Annotated in this window: 18 protein-coding genes; 8 read left to right on the forward strand and 10 right to left on the reverse strand. The window is 28.3% G+C overall.

Features of this window, described 5'->3' with window-relative positions; genetic code table 4:
• Positions 1 to 46: 46 nt before the first annotated feature.
• The gene (locus tag U3G01_RS02525; protein ID WP_255030715.1) at positions 47 to 859 is read left to right on the forward strand and encodes an MAG4940 family membrane protein; all 813 of its coding nucleotides are present in this window, start codon (positions 47 to 49) and stop codon (positions 857 to 859) included.
• 20 nt (positions 860 to 879) lie between these two features.
• Positions 880 to 3,225, forward strand: coding sequence for an MSC_0775 family lipoprotein (locus tag U3G01_RS02530; RefSeq protein WP_255030714.1), 2,346 nt, complete (start codon positions 880 to 882; stop codon positions 3,223 to 3,225).
• Between the two features lie 703 nt (positions 3,226 to 3,928).
• Here the strand turns inward: U3G01_RS02530 and U3G01_RS02535 are convergent.
• The 5 genes from U3G01_RS02535 to U3G01_RS02555 all read right to left on the reverse strand — a co-directional run bounded on the left by U3G01_RS02535 (position 3,929) and on the right by U3G01_RS02555 (position 10,542).
• Entirely contained in the window at positions 3,929 to 4,408 is a 480-nt protein-coding gene (locus tag U3G01_RS02535; protein WP_010320831.1) for a PTS sugar transporter subunit IIA, read from the reverse strand.
• Between the two features lie 34 nt (positions 4,409 to 4,442).
• Positions 4,443 to 4,733 (reverse strand): PTS sugar transporter subunit IIB, encoded by a 291-nt coding sequence (locus tag U3G01_RS02540; protein ID WP_010320832.1) that lies wholly within the window; start codon positions 4,731 to 4,733, stop codon positions 4,443 to 4,445.
• Positions 4,734 to 4,889: 156 nt separating this feature from the next.
• On the reverse strand, positions 4,890 to 6,629 hold the full coding sequence (locus U3G01_RS02545; RefSeq protein ID WP_255030713.1) for a PTS ascorbate transporter subunit IIC: 1,740 nt from the start codon (positions 6,627 to 6,629) through the stop codon (positions 4,890 to 4,892).
• Between the two features lie 65 nt (positions 6,630 to 6,694).
• On the reverse strand, positions 6,695 to 7,756 hold the full coding sequence (locus U3G01_RS02550; protein WP_069097356.1) for a phospho-furanose lactonase: 1,062 nt from the start codon (positions 7,754 to 7,756) through the stop codon (positions 6,695 to 6,697).
• A gap of 953 nt (positions 7,757 to 8,709) precedes the next feature.
• On the reverse strand, positions 8,710 to 10,542 hold the full coding sequence (locus U3G01_RS02555; RefSeq protein ID WP_255030712.1) for a P68 family surface lipoprotein: 1,833 nt from the start codon (positions 10,540 to 10,542) through the stop codon (positions 8,710 to 8,712).
• 138 nt (positions 10,543 to 10,680) lie between these two features.
• Between U3G01_RS02555 and U3G01_RS02560 the strand changes: the two genes are divergently transcribed.
• From U3G01_RS02560 to U3G01_RS02580, 5 genes are all read left to right on the forward strand, one after another.
• Positions 10,681 to 11,841 (forward strand): ABC transporter ATP-binding protein, encoded by a 1,161-nt coding sequence (locus U3G01_RS02560; protein WP_255030711.1) that lies wholly within the window; start codon positions 10,681 to 10,683, stop codon positions 11,839 to 11,841.
• Entirely contained in the window at positions 11,828 to 12,757 is a 930-nt protein-coding gene (locus tag U3G01_RS02565; protein ID WP_255030710.1) for a carbohydrate ABC transporter permease, read from the forward strand. Before U3G01_RS02560 ends, U3G01_RS02565 begins: the two co-directional genes overlap by 14 nt.
• Positions 12,741 to 13,580 (forward strand): ABC transporter permease subunit, encoded by an 840-nt coding sequence (locus tag U3G01_RS02570; RefSeq protein ID WP_255030708.1) that lies wholly within the window; start codon positions 12,741 to 12,743, stop codon positions 13,578 to 13,580. The genes U3G01_RS02565 and U3G01_RS02570 overlap by 17 nt, the downstream gene beginning before the upstream one ends.
• A 9-nt stretch (positions 13,581 to 13,589) precedes the next feature.
• Complete coding sequence (locus U3G01_RS02575) at positions 13,590 to 14,156, forward strand: YigZ family protein (protein WP_255030706.1); 567 nt, start codon at positions 13,590 to 13,592, stop codon at positions 14,154 to 14,156.
• Positions 14,157 to 15,057: 901 nt separating this feature from the next.
• The gene (locus U3G01_RS02580) at positions 15,058 to 17,364 is read left to right on the forward strand and encodes an ABC transporter ATP-binding protein (RefSeq protein WP_255030704.1); all 2,307 of its coding nucleotides are present in this window, start codon (positions 15,058 to 15,060) and stop codon (positions 17,362 to 17,364) included.
• 27 nt (positions 17,365 to 17,391) lie between these two features.
• Here the strand turns inward: U3G01_RS02580 and U3G01_RS02585 are convergent, their stop codons facing one another.
• The gene (locus tag U3G01_RS02585; RefSeq protein WP_179850780.1) at positions 17,392 to 18,009 is read right to left on the reverse strand and encodes a thermonuclease family protein; all 618 of its coding nucleotides are present in this window, start codon (positions 18,007 to 18,009) and stop codon (positions 17,392 to 17,394) included.
• Positions 18,010 to 18,020: 11 nt separating this feature from the next.
• Positions 18,021 to 18,458 carry an SsrA-binding protein SmpB gene (gene smpB / locus U3G01_RS02590; RefSeq protein ID WP_069096629.1) on the reverse strand — a complete coding sequence of 146 codons (438 nt, stop codon included), beginning with the start codon at positions 18,456 to 18,458 and terminating at the stop codon, positions 18,021 to 18,023.
• A 62-nt stretch (positions 18,459 to 18,520) separates the two neighbouring features.
• On the opposite strand from smpB, the gene U3G01_RS02595 reads away from it, so the two are divergent.
• Positions 18,521 to 21,136 (forward strand): cation-translocating P-type ATPase, encoded by a 2,616-nt coding sequence (locus U3G01_RS02595; protein ID WP_255030702.1) that lies wholly within the window; start codon positions 18,521 to 18,523, stop codon positions 21,134 to 21,136.
• On the opposite strand, the gene U3G01_RS02600 is transcribed toward U3G01_RS02595, so the two are convergent.
• The 3 genes from U3G01_RS02600 to U3G01_RS02610 form a co-directional block, all read right to left on the reverse strand.
• A complete protein-coding gene (locus U3G01_RS02600; RefSeq protein ID WP_255030699.1) occupies positions 21,137 to 22,087 on the reverse strand; it encodes a nucleotidyltransferase in 951 nt (316 codons plus the stop codon).
• A gap of 61 nt (positions 22,088 to 22,148) precedes the next feature.
• The gene (yihA, locus tag U3G01_RS02605) at positions 22,149 to 22,691 is read right to left on the reverse strand and encodes a ribosome biogenesis GTP-binding protein YihA/YsxC (RefSeq protein ID WP_255030697.1); all 543 of its coding nucleotides are present in this window, start codon (positions 22,689 to 22,691) and stop codon (positions 22,149 to 22,151) included.
• A 36-nt stretch (positions 22,692 to 22,727) separates the two neighbouring features.
• Positions 22,728 to 24,083 (reverse strand): hypothetical protein, encoded by a 1,356-nt coding sequence (locus U3G01_RS02610; RefSeq protein WP_255030691.1) that lies wholly within the window; start codon positions 24,081 to 24,083, stop codon positions 22,728 to 22,730.

Consider the following 24,083-nt stretch of genomic DNA (forward strand, 5'->3'; position numbering starts at 1 on the left):
AAAATAGACACTTTTTATAAAAATGATTAACTTATAAGGTTGGCTAATGACAAAATTTGAAATGCTTTCTGTCTTTTGGAATACTAGAGTTGCCTTTATTGAGTTTTTAGGATCGCTGCTTTTAATTTTTTTCTTTTTGACATCAAAACATATTGTATATCAACTAAAGGCAAATATTTTTGTTTCAAGTTTTCTCTATACTCTTTCATTTTTTTCAGCACTTTTTATTGCTCAGGCAGCTTCTGGATTTTTATCAAATTCAGATATCAAACCGTTTTTAATACCACAAATTGTCATATTTGAATCAATTATCAAAGGTCTGACAAATTCTTTTACAGGAACATTGCTTTATCAAGGTTATTTTTACATTTTTGCCAGTCAAATTTTAGGTGTTATTTTTGGTTATTTGGCCTTCTTTTTATATACAAAAATGGTAAAAAATATCGCAAAATATAAAGAAGATTTTCACAAAATAGTTATGGTTGAAAAGGCACCTAAAATTAGCACTTATTTACAAAAAGAGATCTTTTTTGGTTCATTATTTGTCTTTATTTTAATGAGTATTCCAAGAATTCCGTTTAGTGCCAATTTAACTTTATTTGATCATCAGATTGTTTTATTTATCTTGTTGCTATTTTTCTTTATTATTAACACCAATACCGGTTTTATCAATTTTAATTTATGGTCAACTTTAGTGATCATACCTTACTTAGCAATAAGAAAAATTAATAATTTTAGTATTAGACTTTATTTATGACAAATCATTATTAACATACTGACAACTATTTTAATACCTGCAATTTTAAGTCTAATATTTTTAGGTATTGCCAGTTCTTCAAACTTAAGTTTTAATTTATAAAATCTAACAAAGGAAAGAAAATGTTTAGAAAAAAATACAAAAAACTATTTTTAGGTGTGCTAACTTCTGCTTTGTCCGTATCTGTTGTTGTTTCTTGTGGCATAACTAATAACGCTAATTTATTTACAAGTTCTACTAATTTAGAATTAAATAAAAACCACCCTTACTATTCAATTTATGAACCACAATTTAATATTGATTTGTTTAAAACTAATAATTTAGAACAATTTTTAACAGCAGAGTTTGCTAAAGTACCTTATCAAGTCCAAAATTCTAACTCCAAATTAATTAACATTAATCAAGACTTTCAAGTATCACATATTTCAGACTTACAGCAAATTAATTCTAACAATCAAATAGTTCAACCAACAGTTGAGAATAATACTTTAACTTTAGATCAACCTAAAGTGGAAATCAAAAATTTCAAGCAAAACAAATTGGCAAATAGGTTTATCAAATTAAATTTAGATTTACAAGGCTTAGAATCCAAAACTAAACAAATGAACATAGACTTAAATAATTTCTATTATGAAATAAACTATAATCAAATTCAAGAAAATAATGATGACACAACAATTTTAGATGTTCCAATTACTATTAGATATTATAATGCTGATGACAAACAAAACCCTTACAAGCGAGAAAATTTTATTACAATTTATAAACAAATTAGCGGTTTTGCCCCAAATAAAGCAAAGCAAGATAATATTAACAAAACCAAAATGATTAGCAAAATTGACTATAAAAATAAAGCTAATGTTTCTGTTTATAGCGCTCTAGAAAATTTAAATTCTAAAGAAGAAATCAAAGGTGAGACTGATACTTTAATTAGAACTAAATATCTTGATAAACAACTAAAAGATATTGGTCTGTTTACTGTAGAAATTCCTCAAGATAGCAAAAGTCAATATTATCTAAAAGATGTTAGACTAGGGGAAGATCTAAAATCTATTTTAGTGTCTGTTGTCACAACTACAGACAGTGGACAAAATGCTTATAGTACGGAAAAAGTCTATAAAATTGAAGGCTTTAAACAACTAGATCAACAGGAAGTCCAGCAACTATTTAAAAAATATTTAAAAGTTCAAGTCAAAGGTGGAATTAGTTTTTTTAACTATGATTTTGCCAATGTCAATAAAGATGATTTTGTAACTAACTTTGATCAAAATAGCTTTTTTGATATTAAAATTAATATTTCAGAAAAAACTAACGATACTAGTTTAGCTCCATACACAACTAAGGCTAAAATTAGCTTTAAATCAAAAAGTTCTATTTTTAAGGATTTTGAAATTGAGGATTTTAATATTGGAGTACCAAAATTTGTTTCTTTATTTGATTCTTCAACCTCATTATTAAATAAAAACCAAATTTTTTCACCTTATAATGCTTCAGTTTATATACCAGAATTAGAAAGAAGAAATATTGGTGAAATTAGCAATAGTATTAATGAAGAGAGCAAATCTTTTGTGACTTCTGGTGGTTACAAAGAATTTCGTACTTTCTACACTGATAATAAATTAACTCAGGCCGTTCACTATGGTGAAGATGTTTTAGTGCCAAGTGGTCTATCGCTAAAAACTTTTTCTAAATCAAAATTACTAGGGGCTTACTACTTGCCAAATCAAGGAGCTGCTGAAGGAATTGGAACTACCGTTGCATTACAAGTTGATGTTAAGGACTTAGAAATTAGCCAAGAAACTAAAGACAAATATTTGCGTAATGTAGATGCTGTTGTTTTCTTTTTTATCCACCTAGACAATAATACACTTTCACTTTTAGGCCAAACAGCACAAGTTGAACAAGGTAATAAAAATACCTCAAGAATAGCAACCTATCTAAAAGATGCTAGTCCGATTAGTCCAAAGGAATTAGAAAAAAATACTACTTTTGGTACAATTGGACAGATAACTAACAATGGTGGTTGATCACCGCACGTTCACATCGAAGCTTATCCAATTCGATATGAAATCAAAAATGGTAAAAAAGTATTTGCTGAAAAATTTTTAAATCAGAAATATTTGCTTGAACCACAAAGAAATATTAGAATAGCACCAAACCGTATTAATAAATATATCAGTGTAGATGAGCAAAATAAGCAAATTATTAACTTAACCAGTCTTAAAGCTGCGGGCGTACAAATTGATCAAAGCAAAGACATTAACTTAGTTGATAATAGCGGGGAAGATACTAAAAAGATTGACACACAATTTAAGGGTTATAAAAACCGAGATTACACTAAATCAATCGAGGATTTATTTATTAGAAATCAGGCATTAGACCCAAATATATTTTTCCAATTTCGTGATGATAAATCCTCGCGAGTAAGACTGGATAACTTATTTAAAAAGGCTAAACAAAATAGTTAAAAACTAAAAGATAAAAAATACAAAGTTGGCTGTTGATTTTTAGCCCGGCTTTCCCAGTTTGATGAGAAAATCTTAAAAAGTGTCCGGTTTTTGGGCACTTTTTAAACTTTTTTGGCAAACTCAGAAAAAATAACTATCAAAGCAAAAACACTGAATTTTAAATCTAAGACTCACCAACGCAAAACCTAGCTATTAATAAAATAAAGCAAACTAAAAAAGCTAAAATTTTAACTTAAAAAGCAAAATTACAAATTTTTAAACTGCTTTTTTAGTTCAAAACACTGACAAAAATCATAAAAAAATACAACTACTATTTAAACTCAATGCAAATAGAAAACTCATTTTTATTTAAATTGAGCCTAAAAAAATATATGAAGTTTTGAAAGAACAATAACCAACAGCCATAAATTTGTAGATTTCTAAACGGTTAAATTTAAGGCATTCCACTATATTAAAAATATAATGGAAAACTCGCATTTTCTGATTTTTTTATGGCGAAAACATAACCAATTCCCCTTAATTCTAATCTCAAAATTTATTAATTTATTCTTAGTGAGACTTATTATAACATAATTTTTTCTTGAGCCAAGCATTTTTTTTTTTTTTTTTTAGAGAAAATTTTGTGGGCTAGTGAATATAGCTGCTAAAACAACAAAAAACCCACGAATTTGTGGGTTTTTAGATTGAAATTTTAAAGAAAAAATTATGAATTAAGGTATTTTGAAAAATCAACTTTTTCCAAAACGGCGATTATTTCTTCTTTTGATGTAGCTTTAATAATTTTGTCAATATTTTCAGAATTTTCAAAAGCGGCAACTATTTGGGGCAAGGCAACTGCGGTGTGAATATCTGCACTTGTTGCACCAAGAGTTATTAAAATTTGAACTGGACGGCTATCTTGGTCAAAATAAAAAGGTTTATCAAAGACAACAAGTGAAAAACAGTCTTTAAATACGTCTTTTCCAGCTTCAGCATGAGGCATTGCAAGAAAAGGACCAAGTATATAATAAGGTCCGTGTTCAATTGTTGAGTTGATTATCGAGTCAATGTAATTTGGGCTTATTAATTTTTTTTCAACAAGCGGTTTACATGAGACTTCAATTGCTTCTTGCCAGGTTTGGGCTCTTTGATTAATTAAAATTGAGTCATTTTCAATTAAATTTGTGAGTAAATTAACTGACATAAGATTTTCTCCTAAATCAAAAAAAAAGATAAATCTAAACAAGTTGCTCAAGAACTGGACTTAATGCAGTTTTAATTTCATTTTCGTCCATTAAATTAGTTACGCCAACAATTTTAGCTTTTTGGTTTTGATTAAACTCGCTAACAAGATGTTTTGAGGCGATAATTATATCTACTGAATTTGTAAGTCCTTTTGACTGACCCATTGAAAGGGCTTCTACAGAAGCATCAACCCCTAATTCTTTTACTATTTTTTGAACTTTCAACTTAATTATCATTGAAGTTCCCATTCCATTTCCACATGCAGCGACAATTTTTAATGACATAATTACTCCTTTATTTAATGCAGCAAACAAAAATAATTTTTACTATAATTTTAAAATTATATAACATTTTTGTAAAAAGCAAATAAAAAATCTTGGTTTTTGCAATAACCAAGATTTTTTATACTAAAAATATAAAAATTTGAAAAACTTAATAAATTAGGCTTCTTTTTCGACTAAATCAACATTAACTTTGAGTAATTTTTGTAGTCATGTTTTTTTAGTTTGTTTTGTTGAATCAACTCCTTGACCTAAAAGAATTAGACCAATCATTCCAACAAAAATAATGATTCATCCTAAAATATAGTGGAATTGACCAATAATTAGGCTAAGTCCAAAGAAGAGGTTTCAGTCACCCATTCCTAAAAATCCGGTTGTAACTGGATTTTGACCAGCAGGAATTCCAACATCACCAATATTTTGGATTAATTTTAGACCAAATGAAATTACAATAATTTCAAAGAATCCAATTATTGCCGGAACAATAAATGCAGCTTTTCAACCTCCTGAGGCATTAGCATAAACTCCCATTGCTCCTGAGTTGAAAAAGAGTGTAATAAAGAGTGGAATTGCGACCAAAGAATAATTGTTTCCAGGGATTGCAGCAAGTCCAACTGCAATAAAGACAGCCAAAAATTGCCCGAAAACTCCACCAAGGAATCCGTAAGTAACGGCATTAATTGAAAATCCATAAGTTGCGGCAATGTCAACAGCAACAACAGCACCAGGAATTACTTTTTCAGAAATTCCGTGGAATGACTGTTGTAATTCGGTAACAAACATTCTAACACCAGTCATAATTGCAATTAAGGAAGCAATTATTTGGAGTACTCCACCTAAAATTATGAGAACAAAGTTTGCGCCACTATATGATCCATTTCAAGCAGCGCCGATTTTTGCAGCTTCTCCGGTAAATCCACTGTATGTATCATTAACAGTTTTTTCTAATCCATGGTAACCAATAATTATCGCAAATAAAATTGCAAAGAGAAATAGCATAATTATTGTTTGGGTAAAAATGTTGTCCTCAAAAATTTTGAGTGATTGAGGTAATTTACGATTTTCAGCACTATGTTCTTTATTTCCAAAAAAGCGACCCATTTTGTAGCTAGTAAATAAAGTAAGCATTTGTTGGTGCCCAACAGCAAAACCAGCATTTTGGGTAACAAGGTTAGTTATTTTTAGTGTTGCAACCGATGAAGTTGCTCAGTAAATTCCTAAAAATAGACCAGAAATAATTACAAGTCCAACTTGAGATCCAGCAGAAATTGCTCCACCATCAAGCAATGGAATTGAACGGAATAAAATTACATATAAAAGTGCGGTAACAACTGTTGATTGCTGAAGCATAATATGTCCAGTAATCACAATTGAATTTGTGTTAGTGAACCTTTTTGCCAAAACCATTAAAATATTAACAATAAAGGCGGCAATAAAGGTGAAAGATGCTAAAGACAGAAAGTTATTTGCTTGTCCAAAGCTTTTCTCAAGAAAATTGCTAGCAGAAGTTCACCCTAAATAAGGATCAAGCGGAACAACACCACCGGATTTAATATCTCCAATTGCTCCAAAAACTGGAGCAGCTAGTCGAACTAGAGCAGCTGCTCCAATTCCTAAAAGAAAAACTCCGATAGCTGTCTTGAGTGCGCCAAGAATTGCTTCTCGACCACCCCGACCTAAAACAAGATAACCAACAAGAACTAACGATCCAAGCAAAAGTGGATTTTGTCTTAAATAGTTATCAAGATAAACTACTCGAACAAGAAAAACAAGGGCAGTTGAAAAATCCTCGCCATTATGACCCATTCGCACACCGAGTGTGATCCCGATAATTAAAAGGTTAACTAACAAGAAAATAAGTAGGCCAAAAAGTAATTTGTTTTTTTTACTAAGCGACATTTTATTTCCTTTCTTAAAATTTTTTTAAAGTTAGGCTAATAAATAGCTCTTTGAATTTAAAATCGTTAGATTTTAAAAGTTTTTTTGAGTTCTAGTACGTACTCAGGAAGAATTGACGGGTCAAATTTTCGCGGCTCATCAAAGGTTAATATTTCAGCAGGATTGTTAACTAGAATATCATCAATTGCTTCTTGACTAACACCAACTTGCTTTAAAAGTGGGATAAACCGATCAAAAAGATAGGTAAATCCAAAGCTCATTTTCCCTTTTAGCATTCCGTAGTTTCTCTGGTATAAAACCCGGCCTGCATCAAGTGATAAAGTAATATGTTTTTGGAGCCCAAGATCAACTAGATATTTAATGTTTTCTGCTAAGGTTGCATCAGTATAATATTTAACACGATCAGGGCCATCAAAACATAAAGTTACACCTAATTCCTTAATTATTTTTGCATAATAATATTTATCAGGATTTTTATTTAAGTGTGAAAGTTGAATTTTTCGAGGATTAGCGCCAAAATCAATTAAATATTTAGCAGCCTCATAAGCCATTGTTCCTAGTTGGGTGTGAACCAAAATTGGCGCACCGGTTTCAATTGAGGCTCTTGCGGCAACTTCCAAAGATTTTAATTCCAGGCGATCAATTGCACCATAACCTGTTCCGGCTTTAATTATTCCCGCTTTTGCCTTTGAACGTTTAACAACTGGGCCAGAATAATTATACTCATCCATTCCTTGGGTTATTTCAGCAACGACCATTTTCGTAATTTCATCAGTTGGAACAAGCGCAAGTCAAGAAGCACCTTTGTCATAAAAAGCGGCCTTGTGGAAACCGGTGGACATAATAATATGAACTTTACCAGCTAATTCCTGGGCGATTTCGAGCATGCGATAAACATCTCTACCAACATTTGGCGGATCCATTGTTACCAATGTTTTTCCGCCACGAGCTGCAAATTCGAGCGATTCAGCAATTGCAGCTTCGTTTGAAAGCATCACAAAATCAGGGTGTTCATGAGCTTCAGGACCATAATTTTTAATTAAATGATCATGACAATCAACAATACCTAACTCTGAGGGGTGAATATCACCTAAGACAGTTCTTGAAAATTTTTCCGTTTTTTGCATTAAAAATTTTTTTTCCTTTCTTTAGTTTTAAAGTCAAACACTTAACAAATAAAATTTGTTTTTAATATTATTTAATTATGTTTTTAATTATACCATTTTTTTAATTGAATGTTAAAAAAGCAAAACAAAAAATGTTTTGCAATTATAAATAACTATATTAAGCTTTGTTAAGCTTCTTTGAAAAGATATAAATTCCGTATTATTTTAACAAAAAATAAAAAATAAAAAATAAAAATTTTTGGAATTTTTCTAAGTTCCCCAGTTTGATGGCAAAAATTCACTTTTTATTGAGTATGAATACACAAAAATACCCGTAAATCCGTGTTTTTTGACGACCAAACCTTAATCTTTATTATTTTGAAATTAACCTTTTGTAAAAAAAAAAAAAAAATGCTTGGTCTAGGAAAAAATTATGTTATAATAAATCTCACTTAAGAATAATTAATAAATTTTTGACATTGAATTAAGGGGGAATTAATTATGTTTTTTGTCATACCAAAATCAAATAGTGCGAATTATCCATTATATTTTTAAATATGATGGAATGCCTTAAATTTACCTGTTTAGAAATCTACAAATTTAAGGCTTTTTTATTGTTCTTTCAAAACTTCATATATTTTTTTAGGCTCGCTGCAAATAAAAACGAGTTTTCTATTTGCATTGAGTTTAAACAGTAGTTGTATTTTTTTTATGATTTTTGTGATTTTATCCATAAATTGATTTTTGCCAGTGTTTGAAAATAGGTAATTAACTTTTGCCAAAAAAGTTAAAAAGTACGAAAAAACCGGGCACTTTTTTAAGATTATCTCATCAAATTGGGAAACTCGGGAAACTATATAAAATGCGTATTATTTTAACAAAAAAATAAAAATAAAAACTAAAAATTTTGGGAATTTTTAGTTTTTACAAACAGCAGATTTTTTATTTTTTTAAAATTACCGCTAATTTAAGTTTTATTCATTAATTAATGTTAGTAATCTATCAGAACTTTCGGTTTTACTATTTTCAAATTTTGTTGATTCAATTAGTGAATCTGTAATTGTTGTTGAGATTTTTGCTTCTTTGAAATTACCATTATCACTTAAAATTTTAACTTTGGATGAATCTTCTTTAAAAGCATTAAGCATTGATTCCATTGAAATTATAACTGATCTGAGGTTTGCCATTTTTTCATACAAACTTCAGTCGATTTTTTTGGCATCTTCACCAACTAGTTCAATACTTTTTTTGTTATTAGATTCAAATTCGACAATTTTATCATAGTATTCTTGATATTTTTTCTTTACTTGTTCCAATTTTTCTGGAGTTACAACCGCTTTTGTAGGAAGAAAATAACCAGTATTTTCCATTAAATAATCAACATTATCGACCATTTTTCCGGGTGTGTCAATATCATTTTGACCAGTAAAGAGTCATTCTAAAAATTTAACTGCCGCTTTATTAATTTTTTCTGTATCAGTTTTAATTGGAATTAATGAAGATCCACCTGAGTTATAGACAAAAAATGGTGAATTTTTGTGTGATTTTAATGGTTGGCTTGTTGTAAAGACATCGTTAAATGTTGCAAAACCTTTGGCAAGTTTAGGGTTTTTATCTGCAAATAAATTACGGGTTGTTGCTGTGTCAATTGATTGCTTAATTCCAACTCCAGGAACGTAGCCAAAAACGGTACGATATTTAAGAATATCATGACTTCCTCATTCACCAATGCTGTTTTCTGCTTTAAAGTTTTTAAACTGAAATGCCTGCAAAATTTTGGTTGCTTGACCTACTTTTTGTTCGATTTTTTTATTAGTTTTTGTAAATTTATCGTAAGTTTTTTTAAATTCCTCTTGTAAAGATTTATCTGTAGCAATATTAAAAGTTAAATCACTACCTTTTGGCTCTCAGAATTTTTTACCTGATTTTGAAATAATATTTTTGTGGAAAACTAGTCCTGAATAGTCAATATCAAAAATAGACGCATTTTCTGTATTTGCATCAAGTTTTGCATCAGCTTTTAATTTGACACCGTCAATAAATTTAGTTGAAAACTCAAGTGCCTCTTCAATATTTGAAAAAGTATCATAATTTACGCTTAAATCTTTGAAAACATCGGCAGATTTTACTTCAAGATTGCTAAAAAAACTGTTTTCAGGAGTCGAGTTTCCTTTTTGGGCTGATTCTTGTGCTTTTTTGTAAATTTCGGCGTTCTCGTCAACTTTTCCGCCACCTTTTTTTACTAAATCAAAAATAATTCGTAAATTATCAAGGTTAAATCCAAGCGCATCAACATCATTTATGTTAAAAGGGATGTTATAAAACTTATTTTCACCAAAATTAAATGAATTGTATTTTCCTACAATTTGATCAGTGAATATTCCTGGATTTAATTTATCGCTTTTTACTTCTAAAAGGCGATTACGTTCTTGTAAAACACTTGCTGTTGAAGAATCACCTAAAACAATTGAAGGAAGTTGATCTGAATTTGTGTCCAGTAATTTTTTAATGTTATCGGTTGTTTCTTTTTGAGTGTTTGCTTTTGACTCATCACTCAAAACAAGTCTAACTGGCGCGAAATCAGGATCATCTTTAAACTTTTGGTTGTAATAAGGGATTAATCCTTTTTGATTTTTACCATAAACATTAAGTCCAAAAATTAATGGTCAAAAAGGACCTTGACTTGTTGTCATAACAACTTGAGTTTTTGGATCAATTGTATTCTCACTTACTCCACAAGCAGTAGCAATTAAGAAAACGCTTGGTGAGAGAACTAAAAAAGGTTTAAAAAATTTTTTAAAATTCATATATTTCTCACTTTTTCTAATTTTATGAAATTTTTTTCAGAAATATTAATATTTAAATATTAGTTATTTATAATTTTAATAAAAATAACTATACATCATTTAGAAAAAAATTTTTAAAAAAAGGTAAAATTTTTTAATATGAACCACTTAACAATTGCTATAAGTATTAAAAACCTAGTATTTTCGTATGACAAAAAGGCTTTTCTTAAAATTGATGACCTCGAAATACCAGCAAATAATATTATTACAATTTTGGGACCCTCAGGTGCAGGAAAGTCCACTTTCCTTAATATTTTAGCCGGTTTTTTACCAATAAAGACAGGTATTGAATACCATGAAAACTTCAAAAACTTTGGCTATATAATGCAAAAAAACAACTTATATGAAGAAATTTCGGTAAAGAAAAATCTTTGGATTAGTGCTAAAAATTCGCCTGAATGAACCTCAAAAGTATGAAAATTGAGCTGGGAAAATTTCAAAAAAGACAAAAATAGTCAAGATTTTAGCGACTCTATTGAAAATTTACCTTCAAACAAATCTAATTTAGGAATAGAGAAGGTTATAAAAAAATTCAAATTTTACTTTTATATATTGAAAAATATAAAATTTTATATTTTTTTCCTAAAATTTAGAAAAAAATATTTCGGAAAAGAAGTCCTAAATGTGTTAAAAGCCTTAGAAATTGAGGATATTTTCTTAAAAAAAGCCAAAAATATTAGTGGAGGCCAACAACAACGCGTAGCTTTTGCAAAATCAATTATAAAAGGGGATAATTTAGTTTTAATGGACGAACCTTTTTCATCACTTGATGCAAAAATTAAGGAATCAACTATTAAATTATTACTTAAAATCAAACAAGAATTTAACATGACAATCGTTTTAGTAACTCACGACCAAACTGATGCAATGAAAATTAGTGACAAAATTATTCTTTTAAATAAAGGGGAAATTTTGCAATATTCTAATCCAGAGGAACTTTTTGAAAACCCTCAGTCTATTTTTGCCGCAAAATTTATCGGAATGCCAGAAATCAATTTTATTGAAAAACAAGGAGAAATTGAATATTATATCCGTTCTAAATACATTAAAATTTCATCAACACCTGAACCAACAAATGGAAAAGTTTTTTATAAAAAAAATATTGCAGATAATTTTTATTACCAAATTCGTGATACTGAAAAAAATATTGACCTTGAAATTATAAGTCCTATTGATATTCAAGGTGAAAATGTAAAAATAGAATATAATAAAGATAAAATTTTTGCTTTTGATAAAGGCGGAAATCGTGTTAAAGGTTAATAAAGAATCCATAAAAACAGTGTTTTTTCACAGAAATACAAAAGCAATCTTACTTATAGGTCCACTATTTATTTTTCTTTTTATTTTTTCAGTCTACCCAATTCTGGATTCATTATTTAACTCTTTTAATGTTGGGGCTGGCCAAAACAAACATTTAGGATTTGAGAATTTTAGGGAATTATTTGCAAAATCAAATTTTAATGACGCATTAAGAAACAGCACTTTATTATTTTTTATTAGCTCACCAATTGCACTTTTTCTAGGATTTGTTATTGCAATTTTGCTCTCAAAACTTAAGAGTAAATTTCTTCGAATGTTAATAATAAGTGGACTTTATTCCCAGTTTTTTATTTCATCTTTTGCAATTGGAACTGCTTTTTCTTTCCTTTTTGGTAATAAAAATGTTTTTGCAAAAATGCTTAATCTCAATTTTTCATTTGTCGGTGGAGACAATAAAATTGATTTAATTTGACTATATTTAATTTATCAACTTTGAAGGGCAATCCCTTTTAATTCAGTGCTTTTCTTTTTTGCGATTTCGAGCATTCATACAAAATATAAAAAAAATTTACAAATTGACAGAATTAACCTAAAAGATAAGATTTTTAACCTTTATTTTAAAGAAATTGGTAATCAATTTTTAGTTATTTCATACACAAACTTCATTTTTGCAACAATGCTATACCCAAATGTTATTACAGGCGACATAAATTTAGATCTAAATAAAGGCCACACTCTTGCTTCATATATTTTATCTTCAAGTGATAATTCAGGACTCCAATCTGCCGTGAGTTTAATTACTTTCTTTTATCTTTCAGCGGTTTTTTCAACCTTTATTATTTTTAGACCAAAAACATGGAAAAAAATATCAAAACTTATTAAAAATAAAAGGGGTAAAAATGTCATTAAAATTTAATTTAAATAGTTTTTTTCTACAATTTTTGCTATTTTCCTTTTTAATAATAGTACTTATTTTTTTCCTGTTTCCTTTATATTATTTAATTGTAAATGCTTCCTTGCCTAATGAATTACAAGATAATCCTAATTTGACTTTGAAAATAGGCTCAAATTTACTTGAAAACTTTCAAAATTCCATTAATGATAATTTTTGAATTGGAATTTCCACTTCAATTTTAGTAATTATGCTCATTAATTTTTTTAGAATTATCCTGTATTCACTAGCATCTTTTGGACTTTGAATGGCAAAAAAAAGACTGAAATTAACGTTTATTTCTCTTTTTGTGGCAATTTCTTTTATTCCAGAAATTAGCATTTATATTCCACTTGCAAGAATTTTAAATAACAATCAATTAATAACAAATTCGCCGGTTTTTGCCCTCACAGTTAACCAAATTTTTTCCTTTTTTAACTTTTTCTATCTTTATAAAAGTATTAACAAAATTGATAAAAAGCAACTTTTACTTGCAAGAATTGATAATTTATCAACTTTTTCAAAGATTAAATTGATAATTTTTCCAAAAATAAAAATTTCCTATTATTTATTAATTATTTTTACAACAATTCAAGCTTGAAACGACTTTTTATGACCAAATTACATTTTTTCAAATCGATCATACCAGACAATTTCAACTTGATTTCAGTATTCAGGCCAAACTAGTCTTGGATTTTTGCAAAACATTCAAGCTGCAGGCTCACTTTTTACAATAGCTGTTCCATTGTTTTTTTACATAATTTTTTCCAAATTTATTAATAATGCAACGGCAAACAATATTAAATAATTTTGAAAAATGCAAAAAATTATCACAAAAGAAGCTGTTTTTGAATTAGAAATCAAAAAATCTAAATTTATTTCTTATAGTTTCATAATAAAATCAAAGGAACATTCAGAAGCGCTACTGACAAAAATTCAACAAGAAAACAAGCATGCAAGTCATATTGTTTATGCCGTTTGTTTTGATTTATATAATTGTAAATTCAGTGATGCAAATGAGCCAAAAGGTTCAGCGGGATGGCAAATTTTTAACATTTTGCGAACAAAAAAAATTACTAATTCATTAATTATTGTTGTCAGGCACATGTACGGATCCAAATTAGGGCTAGGTTTATTGCAAAATAGTTACAAAAAAGCAGCAATTGAAGTGTTAAATTTTAGTTTGGTTAGTGATTTTAAAATTTCTTATCGTTATTTATGTGAAATTGACTTGGAAAAAATGAACTGGGTACTTCAATTAATAAAGAAAAATGGATGTACAATTGAAAAAAAAGAATTTGGGCTAAAATTAAAAATTGAATTTAAGTGTCCTTTAAAATTAGAAGAAAATTTTGAGCTAAATTTTAAGGAAATAATAAAATAATTTAGTTGAAAAAAATTATTTCCTGATTTTACCAGTTCGATGGCAAAAATTCACTTTTTTGTGAATATAAATATGCAAAAATACCGGTAAATCCGTGTTTTTTGACTTAAAGTCTTAATTTTAATTGTTTTAAAATTAACTTTTTACAAAAAAAAAAAAAAAATGCTTGGCTTGAAATAAAATTGTGTTATAATAAGACTCACTTAAGAATAATTAATAAATTTTGATATTGAATTAAGGGGGAATTAAAAATGTTTTTGTCATAAAAAAATCAGAAAATGCGAATTATCCATTATATTTTTAAATATGATGGAATGCCTTAAATTTAACCGTTTAGAAATCTACAAATTTAAGGCTTTTAATTATGGCTCTTTCAAAACTTCATATATTTTTTTAGGCTCAATTTAAATCAAAATGAGTTTTCTATTTGCATTGAGTTTAAATAGTAGTTGTATTTTTATGATTTTTGTTGTTTTACCATAAATTGATTTTCGCCAGTGTTTTAACTAAAAAAGGTTGTTTAAATATTTTATAATTTTACTTTTTAAGTTAAAATTTTAGCTTTTTTAGTTTGCTTTATTTGATTGATAAGTAGATTTTTCTTTCGGAGTGTTAGATTTAAAATTTAGTGTTTTTGGTTTGATAGTTATTTCTCCTGAGTTTACCAAAAAAGTTAAAAAAGTACCTAAAACCCGACGCTTTGTTAGGATTATCTCATCAAACTGCAAAACTCGGAAAAAAAGGGAATTTGGACTAAAATTAAAAATTGAATTCAACTGTACTTTAAAATTAGAAGAAAATTTTGAACTAAATTTTAAGAAAATAGTAAAATAATTTGATTGAAAAAAAATATTTTATATTAAAATATACACAATATTAAAAAAGCTATTTAGGTGCAAAAATGATTCAAATTCGTAACATCACAAAAAGGCTCGGAACAAAAATAATTTTAAATAACATTAGTTTTGATATTCCAACTAATAAATTAACGTTTATTTCTGGTCAATCAGGTGTTGGAAAAACGACACTTTTGCATATAATTGCCAAAATTGCCAAAGCTGACAGCGGGCAAATTTCCTTTTTTGATAAAAAACAACAAGTCTTAAAAAACCCAAATGTTGATATTTTTTTTCAAGATGTGAATCTTATTGAAAATATTTCAGCTATTGATAATGTTCGAATTGGGACAAGCATTTTAGGTTATAAATTTAAGCAAGATGAATTTAGTAAAAATGCAAATTTTTTAAATCTTGATCAAAGTGTTTTTAAAACAAAAATGGAAAATCTCTCTGGTGGTGAGAAACAAAGAATTGCAATTCTTCGTTCTCTAAATCGGGGTTCAGAATTTATTTTGTTTGATGAGCCAACTGCCGCCCTTGATAAAGAAAATGAGCAAATTATCTTTGAAAAAATTAAGCAAATGTCAAAAAATCACACAGTTGTGGTCATTAGCCATAATACTGAAATGGTTCACAAATATGCTGATCAAATAATTTTTTTACAAAAAGACAAACCACCAATTATTAAAATTAATGATACTAATATATTAGAAGACAAAAATTCTGAACAAACTAGCGAAACTAAACATAAAAAAGTTGCAAAAGTAGTTCAATTTAAGAACAAATTAAATATTTCACCGATTTTCGTCATTGCTGATATTAGTAAAAAATTAACCCTTACTATTTTAATTATAATTGCTTTTTTAGCGGCCGTATTTTCAATCAGTTTTGCTTTTGAATTAAATCTTGGAACAGCAAAAGTCGAACGGCAGCAAAAATATACGCTCTCACTCGATAGAAATTCAATTGAAAAAAAATCAAAAGTAGCTTTTAACCAAGATGAAATTAAAAAAATTAGTGAGTTTGAATCAATCAACTCGCTTGTTGCAAACAGACCAACCACAAATATAAACTTGCACTATGAAAATCGAAAAATTAATCTTAGTCAAGTTGATGTTGATCAAATTGAAATTAATACCTTTTTCAAAGACAGAATCGAAAATGATCTTGTTAATTTTGAAGGAAAATTCATTGAAAATCCTCAGGAAATTATTCTTTCAAAATCAACAATTGAAAAACTTAAAATTGAAAATCCATTAGACAAGACAATTTATCTTGCTTATGATTCTAATAAAGAAATTGAAAAAAATCAAAATAAAATTCCGCTAAAAATTGTCGGAATTAATAATGGAATTAAAAGTTCTGTTACCAGATTAGATACTTTTAATTTAATTGATTTTCCATCATTTATTAGCACACAATCAATTAAAGATCTTGAAAATTTAGTTAAGCAAAATTCTGTTGATAAAACAAAAGACAAGAACTTTCAACTGTTCAAGGAAATTAATTCTTATATTCCTAGCGAAAATCCTCAAAGCTCCGCGCTTGAACCATTTAAAATTCCGCTAAAAAATACAAAAGTTTTCCCGCGAAACAATTTAGAATTAATAACTGGAACATTTCCAAGAAAAGTCGATGAAATTCTACTTTCAACAACAGCAATTGATTTAAATGCTAAATATAAATTAAAAGTAGGCGATATAATTCAAACAAACTCGCCTTTAAATCAAAAATTCAATTTACTTGTTGTTGGAATTTTTGACTCACCAGATTCAGAATTATTTTATCACGAAGATGCCCAAGAATTTTATACCAACTTCCAGCCAACCAAACTTACTGCTTATTTAACAACAACTGACGAACAAAACAATCTTGATTTAGATGCAAAAAATGCTAAATTTGATCTCAAAATAACTCCGCCTTCAAGCTTAATTCGTGTAGTAACTAGCCAATCTTTAGCGATCATTTCGATAGTTAACAAGGTTACTTTTGCAGTGTTTATAATTTTTGTTATTATATTGATTTCGTTCATTTTAGTTTATGCCAAAACTATTTCTGAATCAAAACAGAGAATGATTGGAATTCTAAAATCGCTTGGTGGTTCGACTTTATTAACGCTTTTTTATCATACTTTAAATATTGTTTTGATATCAATTGTTGTTCTAATTTTAAGTTTTGTAATTATTTTCCCGTCAATGGAATCGATTCATATTTTAATAGTTGGCAATGAATTTCCTGCCGCATCTCAAGAAAATTTAGCCCTAATTTTATTATCATCCTGAGCCGGACTTTCAGCTGCATTTATTCTAATTTATGTTTTAATGTCCTTAATTACGTACAAGAAAACCACTCAACAGTTGTTAAAATAAAAATGAAAGGTGAACTACCTTTCATTTTTATTTCTTCCTTAAGTTTTTAAGGCCATAAATTGTTGAAATATCTTCTTCTCAAAGCATAAATTTACTTTTTTTAGCAGTTTCTTGGGCTTTTAAAATTTGGTCAATTAAATTTTTATATTCAGGATAATAATAAGTTTTTTTAGGATTTTGATATTGGGCATAACGATGAATTGCAAGACCTTCGCTAACCATTTTAATATTAATTATCTCACCCATTTCATTTTTTAGAACAACAATAATCCGTTCATACGGGTCATGGCCGACAATTTCAAATGAAATTCAGCGATTTAAAATTAGCTGTTCTAGACGTTTTTTAGCTCTTAAACCGTGAAATTTCATAGTTTTTACGTTAATTAAACGATTTGGACGGCTAAGTTCAAGTTCAGGAGTGTCAATACCAAAAATCCGAAAACGCATACCGTTTTTATCAGTAAAAGTGTCGCCATCATAGACACTTTTTATAAATGTTGTATAAGTTAAACCTTGTTTAATCCGTGAATTTTTAACAAAAATAGGTAGTTTTTCTATTGGATTTAAGCCATCAGTTGGAACTATTTTTTCTGAAATAATTTCTGAAAGATAATCATAACAACTTGTCAGTGAAAAAAGTGGCAAAAATCCAGGAACTAATAGTAATTTTTTAAAAATTTTTGTGCCTCCCTTTTTTGATCTCGTTCTTTTATTGCATTTCTTTTATCAACTTTAGTTTTCCCTTTTGCAAGAGCGATTTCTATTTTGATTCTACGATTTTTCAAACCAACAAAAAGTGGAATAATTGTTAATTTTTTTGTAACTTTTTCTTTAAAAATTTTTTTTAACTCATGTTTATGTAATAAAAGTTTTCTTGAGCGATCAATTTGACCGCGGGATCCTTTATAGGCGCTAATTGTTGCATTTGACAAATAAAGTTCTAAACCCTTAAAATAACAAAACGAACCTACAAGCGATATATTTTTTGCCTGAACAGATTTAACTTCTCATCCTTCTAAGACAATTCCTGCTGTAAATTTGCTAATTATTTCATAGTCAAAATAAGCTCTTTTATTTTCAATTAAAATTTTCATTTTTGAACCTAAAAAATTATATAATTATATTCAAAAATAATTTTATATAAAAAAGGGCAAAAATGTTCAAAAAAGAAAAAAAAGAGAAAAATGACTATAAAAATACCGATAAAATTACATTTTTAGAGGAAATTGACAAAGAAAAGGGTCTTAATCAAGAACAGATTGAAAAATCAAAAAATTTTTTTGGCGAAAATAGACTACCAAAAATTCCGGAAAAATCAATATTTTTCCGTATTTTGTTGCAACTAAAAGAACCGCTTACCTTAGTTTTAATTTTTGTTATTATTATTTCGGTTATCATTAGTTCGGTTTTTGAACATGATTTGCCTTTTTGAGCTAAATTAATTTCGTATCTTGAGCCAGTAGTTATTGCTTTAATTATTGCAATTAATGTTTTTTTCTCTTTGGTCCAAGAAACTAAATCAAAAAAAGCAATAGATGCAATTTCAGATCTTAACTCGCCAGTTTCAACACTAATTCGTGATGGAAAAAAAATAAGCCTAAAATCTGATGAGATTTTAGTAGGAGATATTCTTGAAGTTAGTTCTGGCGATTTAATTAGCGCCGATGGATTTGTCATTGAAAATAAAGAATTATCCGTATCTGAAGCAATTCTTACTGGTGAGTCAACATCAATTTTTAAAGATGAATTTAAAAATTGGGACGATAAAGCTTCAAAAGTTTACAGCGGAACAAGTGTCTTAAATGGACAGGCAAAAATTTTGGTCTCAGATGTTGGTCAAAATACTGAACTTGGAAAAATTGCTTCGCTTGTAACAAAAACAGCCGAATTAGAATCCCCGCTTCAGAAAAAAATTGCTAAATTTTCAAAAATTATCACTTTTATTGCCGCATTTTTAGCAATTTTTTTCTTTTTTATTTATATATTTTTGGTTGAAAATGGCGATTTTAACCAATCAAAACACGCTGTTATAATATCACTTTCACTAGCAATTGGCTTTATTCCCGAGGGTTTGATTCCGCTTGTTACTATAAATTTAATTATTGGTGTTAAAAAATTAGCAAAAAATAATGCAATTGTAAAAGATTTAAAAACAATTGAAACTCTTGGAGCAGTTTCAATTGTATGTTCAGATAAAACTGGGACAATAACTGAAAATAAAATGCAAATTAAGGAAATTTATTATCACCAAATTGAATCAAAAAATTTCTGGACACAAGCTGTTTTAAATACAACCGCATATAGTTTTTTTGATAAGTCAGTTGAAAAATATTACGGTGATCCTGAGGAAATTTTAATTTTACAAAAGGCAAAAACTTTTGAAATTCAAAAAGAAGTAGTTGAAAAACAACACAAATTTTTAGACAAAATTGTGTTTAATTCCAAACTCAAATTTTCAGCAACTTTTTATGAAATTGATAACAAAAAGTTTCTTTTTATCAAAGGGGCACCTGAAATTATTTTTAAAAAGGCGGATAATTTAGACCCTATTTTAGAAGAAAAATTAACCCAAATGCAAAATTTAGGATATCGTATTTTTGCATTTGGATATCGTGAAATTGAAAATGAACTTCAACCTAATGAAAATCTAGAAAATTATGTAAAAAACATAATGATTTCAGGACTTGTATGTTTTCAAGACCCACCACGAAAAGAAATTAAACCGATTGTTAAAGATCTTTTAGATGCAGAAATCAAAACAATAATGATAACAGGAGACAATTTTCACACTGCCTCATCAATTGCAAAAAATGTTGAAATTTTAGGCCCAGAATCACTTGCAACAGGCAACCCTGATTGAAAAAAAGATGACTTTTGACGTGAAAATGTTGAAAAATTCCACCTTTATTCACGTGTTCAACCTGAAGATAAATTAGAAATTGTCGGCGCACTACAATCAAAAAAACATGTTGTTGCTATGTTAGGTGACGGAGTTAACGATGCTCCATCATTAAAAAAAGCCGATGTTGGTTTTGCAATGGGAATAACTGGTTCACAAGTTTCAAAACAAGTTGCTAATGTTGTTTTAGCTGATGATAATTTTAAAACTCTTTATCAAGCAATACAAATTGGCCGTAATATTGTTGCAAATATTAAAAAACTGTTTGTTTTTTTACTTGTTGCTAATTTTTCAATGCTTATATCAGTTATTTTTGCAACCTTACTTTTTAAGGAACAAATTTTTACATCACTACAAATACTTTGAATAAATGTTGTTTCTGAAACTTTCGGCGGGATCGCCCTTGGTCTTACAAATATTTCAAAAAATGTTATGAATAAAGGCTTTTTAAACGAAAATAAATCACTTTTTAATAAAAAACTGATTTTTAGCATAATGTTTTGAGCAATTTTCATCTCATTTTTAGCACTGCTAAGTTTTTGAATCACAAATTCACAAACATTTTCATTTTTAATTATCAGCATTAGTCTTTCAAGTCTTTCTTATATACTTGCGGCCGATGAGAATATTTTTAAATATAAATTTGCAGATTTAAAATTTTTACATCTTGGCTTCTTAGCTAGTTTTGTTTCAATTCTAATTGTTTCCTTTATTCCGGGAATAAATTTTGTTTTTTCACAAAATGATTTTAGTAATTCAAACTTTCTAATTTTAAAGAATAATTATAATTATTTGCTACTTTTAACAATTTTTGCTCCTTTTGTATTAGACCAAATTTTAAAATTTTTTAAAACATACTTTAAAAAATTTTAATTAATTTTGGTTTTTTCAACAATCAAGGTCAACTGTAGTTTCATCAAATTCAGATGGATTTTCAATATTAAACAAAATATACAACATTGTTCGTTTTATGCGTGAATTAGTATAACGTTTTGAATTAGTGGCGCTCAAAAAACTATCTAAGTCAGGTTGATCGATATGTTTTTTGAATAAATTTTCAATTCCTTCTTTTACTAGTCAAATTTTTCTTAGTGATTCAGGCGACTTTTGTCGAATAATTTCCTGAAATTTTGGATATAACGAGGCTAACGAGCAAACTGGTTGGCTAAATTGCATTGGTGAAAACTGAGAAATGGACTTATTTTGGCTAATTAATTTTCGCAAGTATGTTGCTGAAGCAAACTTTCCAGTTGGTGTTGTTTCATTATAATCAATAGTTCTTTTAAGACTATATGCCTGAATTGGATAATTATTTAGCACAATTTGTTTAACATATTCAAATCCAAGAATATCATTAGGGTAAATAATTTTTTGCGAGCTAATTTTTTCAAGGGCAATGGCTGCTGCATTTGGAAAAGAATTGCCTAATTTTAATGCTTTTTTAAGATGAATATTATATTCATCAATGTTATTTTTTCACAAGTTTGCTAAATTATATAGATTTTGAACATCATTTGATTCTGATCCAAAAATGATTTTGTCTATTTTATGGTCAAAAATTAGTTTTAGTGCGCCTTGGGCAAAAATATGAGCAGCTTGACTTGTATATTCAAAAGGCAACCTAATTACAAAATCAGCTCCATATTTTAGTGCTATTTTCTTTTTTGTTTCAAAATTAGTAAGACTAATCTCACCTCGTTGGGTGAAATTTCCGCCTAAAATTATGTAAATTTTGTCGTTAGGAAAGTTTTTTTTAACATATTCAAGCTGATAAATATGACCATTATGAAAAGGATTATACTCAGCGATAATTGCAATTGCCATTTTTCCTCTTTTTTAAAAATAGTATTACTTTTAAATTTAAAAAAACCTATGAATTTATAGGTTAATTTTTTTCTTGATTAATTATTTGGTGAATTTTATCTAAATTTGTACCAGTTTTTGCCGAAACATTTAAACACTCAAGTGATAAATTTTTACACACTTTTAACAGTTTTGAGCGCTGGGATTGATTTGTTTTATCGATTTTATTAGCTAAAATTTGCACCTTTATATTTAATGAAACTAAAAACTCAATCATACTAAAATCAAGATCAGTAAAACCGATTTGACTATCAATTAGCAAAAAAACTAGTAAAATATTGCTATTTTTACTGAAATAATTAAAAATCATCGATTCTATTTGATCTTTCTTTGCATGAGAAAGGCGCGCATAGCCATAACCTGGAAGATCAACAATTAATTTATTTTGGCTAGTTTGGTAATAATTTAAAAGCTGAGTTTTTCCAGGAGTTGACGAAATACGGGCAATTTTTTGCCTTGCTAGCGCATTAATAAGTGAGGACTTACCGACATTTGAACGACCAATAAAAGCAAATTGATCTTCAAAATAACATTGTTCCGGGCATGATTTAAGAAATTTTCACATTGTAAAACTCTAAAAATTAAAAATTGTTATAAAATTTTATCCAAAACGACCGCCAGTTTGAGTGATAACACTGATATTTTGATTATTTCCCGTTGTTTGTAACTGTAATTTTTTAATTATCTCATTTCTTCACATCTGGCGAACAGAAGGTACCGTAGCTTCATTTGGATAAAAAGAAGCATAAGATTCAGTTCAAAAGGTTATTAAATTTGCAACTGCTTGATTATTTTTAACTACTGGCAATTTTTCTAAAAATAGTGCCATTTGTGTTCGTTTTGTAAATTTGTATTTATCAATAATCTTATAAACGAAACTGTGATTCAAGTCAGGATCCTTGAACATAGATGTTACCATTTGATCAACTATTTCTGCATCAGTTAAGGCATTAATATTGGAGGAATTTTGACTTGAAGAATTAGAATTTTGGGTATTTTCCTGCGTTTTGGTTTCTGGTTTTGGAGATTCTTGTTGTTTTATTTCTGTTTCCTGAGTTAACTCTGGCTCTTCAACTGTTTCTTGAATTAACTCTGACTCTTGAAGTGTTTCCTGAGTTGGCTCCGGATGTTGAACTGCTTTTTGAGTTTGAATAGGGTCAATTTCTTCTACTTCTTGATTTTTTGGTTGTTTAATTTGTTCCTCAGGTAAATTCTGGTTGCTATTTTGAGCTGAAATTAATGGTAATTTCTCCTGAATTTCCTCGTTTTTTTTAATTTCAGAGTTAATAATTAGAGGAGCGATAGGTGAATTTTCTGCTTTTTTTTCTTCGTTTGAATCTAATGTTGCAGGTAAAACTGGAGCATTTACTTTAGGATTATTTTGTTCAACTTTTGGTTCAGTTGGAGCAAAATTTGTTGGTTTTTTGGGCGGGGTTTGAACTCTTGGATTTGTATATTTAGGAATTAGAACACTAGTTTTTGGAGGAAGTTGTTGGATTTTTTCTTCTTTTACTTCGGTTTTTGGTAAGGAAATAGCGCTTTTAGGCAAAATTATTATATTTTTTGGAGTAGGTTTTGGTTTGAGAATTACTGGTGAAGTCGAAGGAGTTTGTATTGATTTATTAGGTATAATTTGAATAGGTGGGGTTAATTGTGAGTCTTTTTGCTCTAGTTTTTGTTCTTTTTTTTTAATATTTAAATCACTATCTTTAAAATTTTCATTTGATTTTTTATCATTTTCTAAATTTTGTAAAATTAGTGTTTCAGAAATTTCCTTGTCAGATTTTTCCGAATTTACAAGCGAAGGAGCAAAAGTGTTAGCCTTGATATTTTTTTGGCTACCCTCAGTTTGATTTAAAGATAAGGTAGAATTATGCGAACTAAAATAAACCCCTACCCCAATAGAACCGGCGGCGATAGGAACAAGACTTAGAACTACTTTGAAAGATTTTTTCAT

The organism is Mesomycoplasma ovipneumoniae (assembly GCF_035918255.1).
Taxonomy (GTDB): Bacteria; Bacillota_I; Bacilli_A; order Mycoplasmatales; family Metamycoplasmataceae; genus Mesomycoplasma; species Mesomycoplasma ovipneumoniae_A.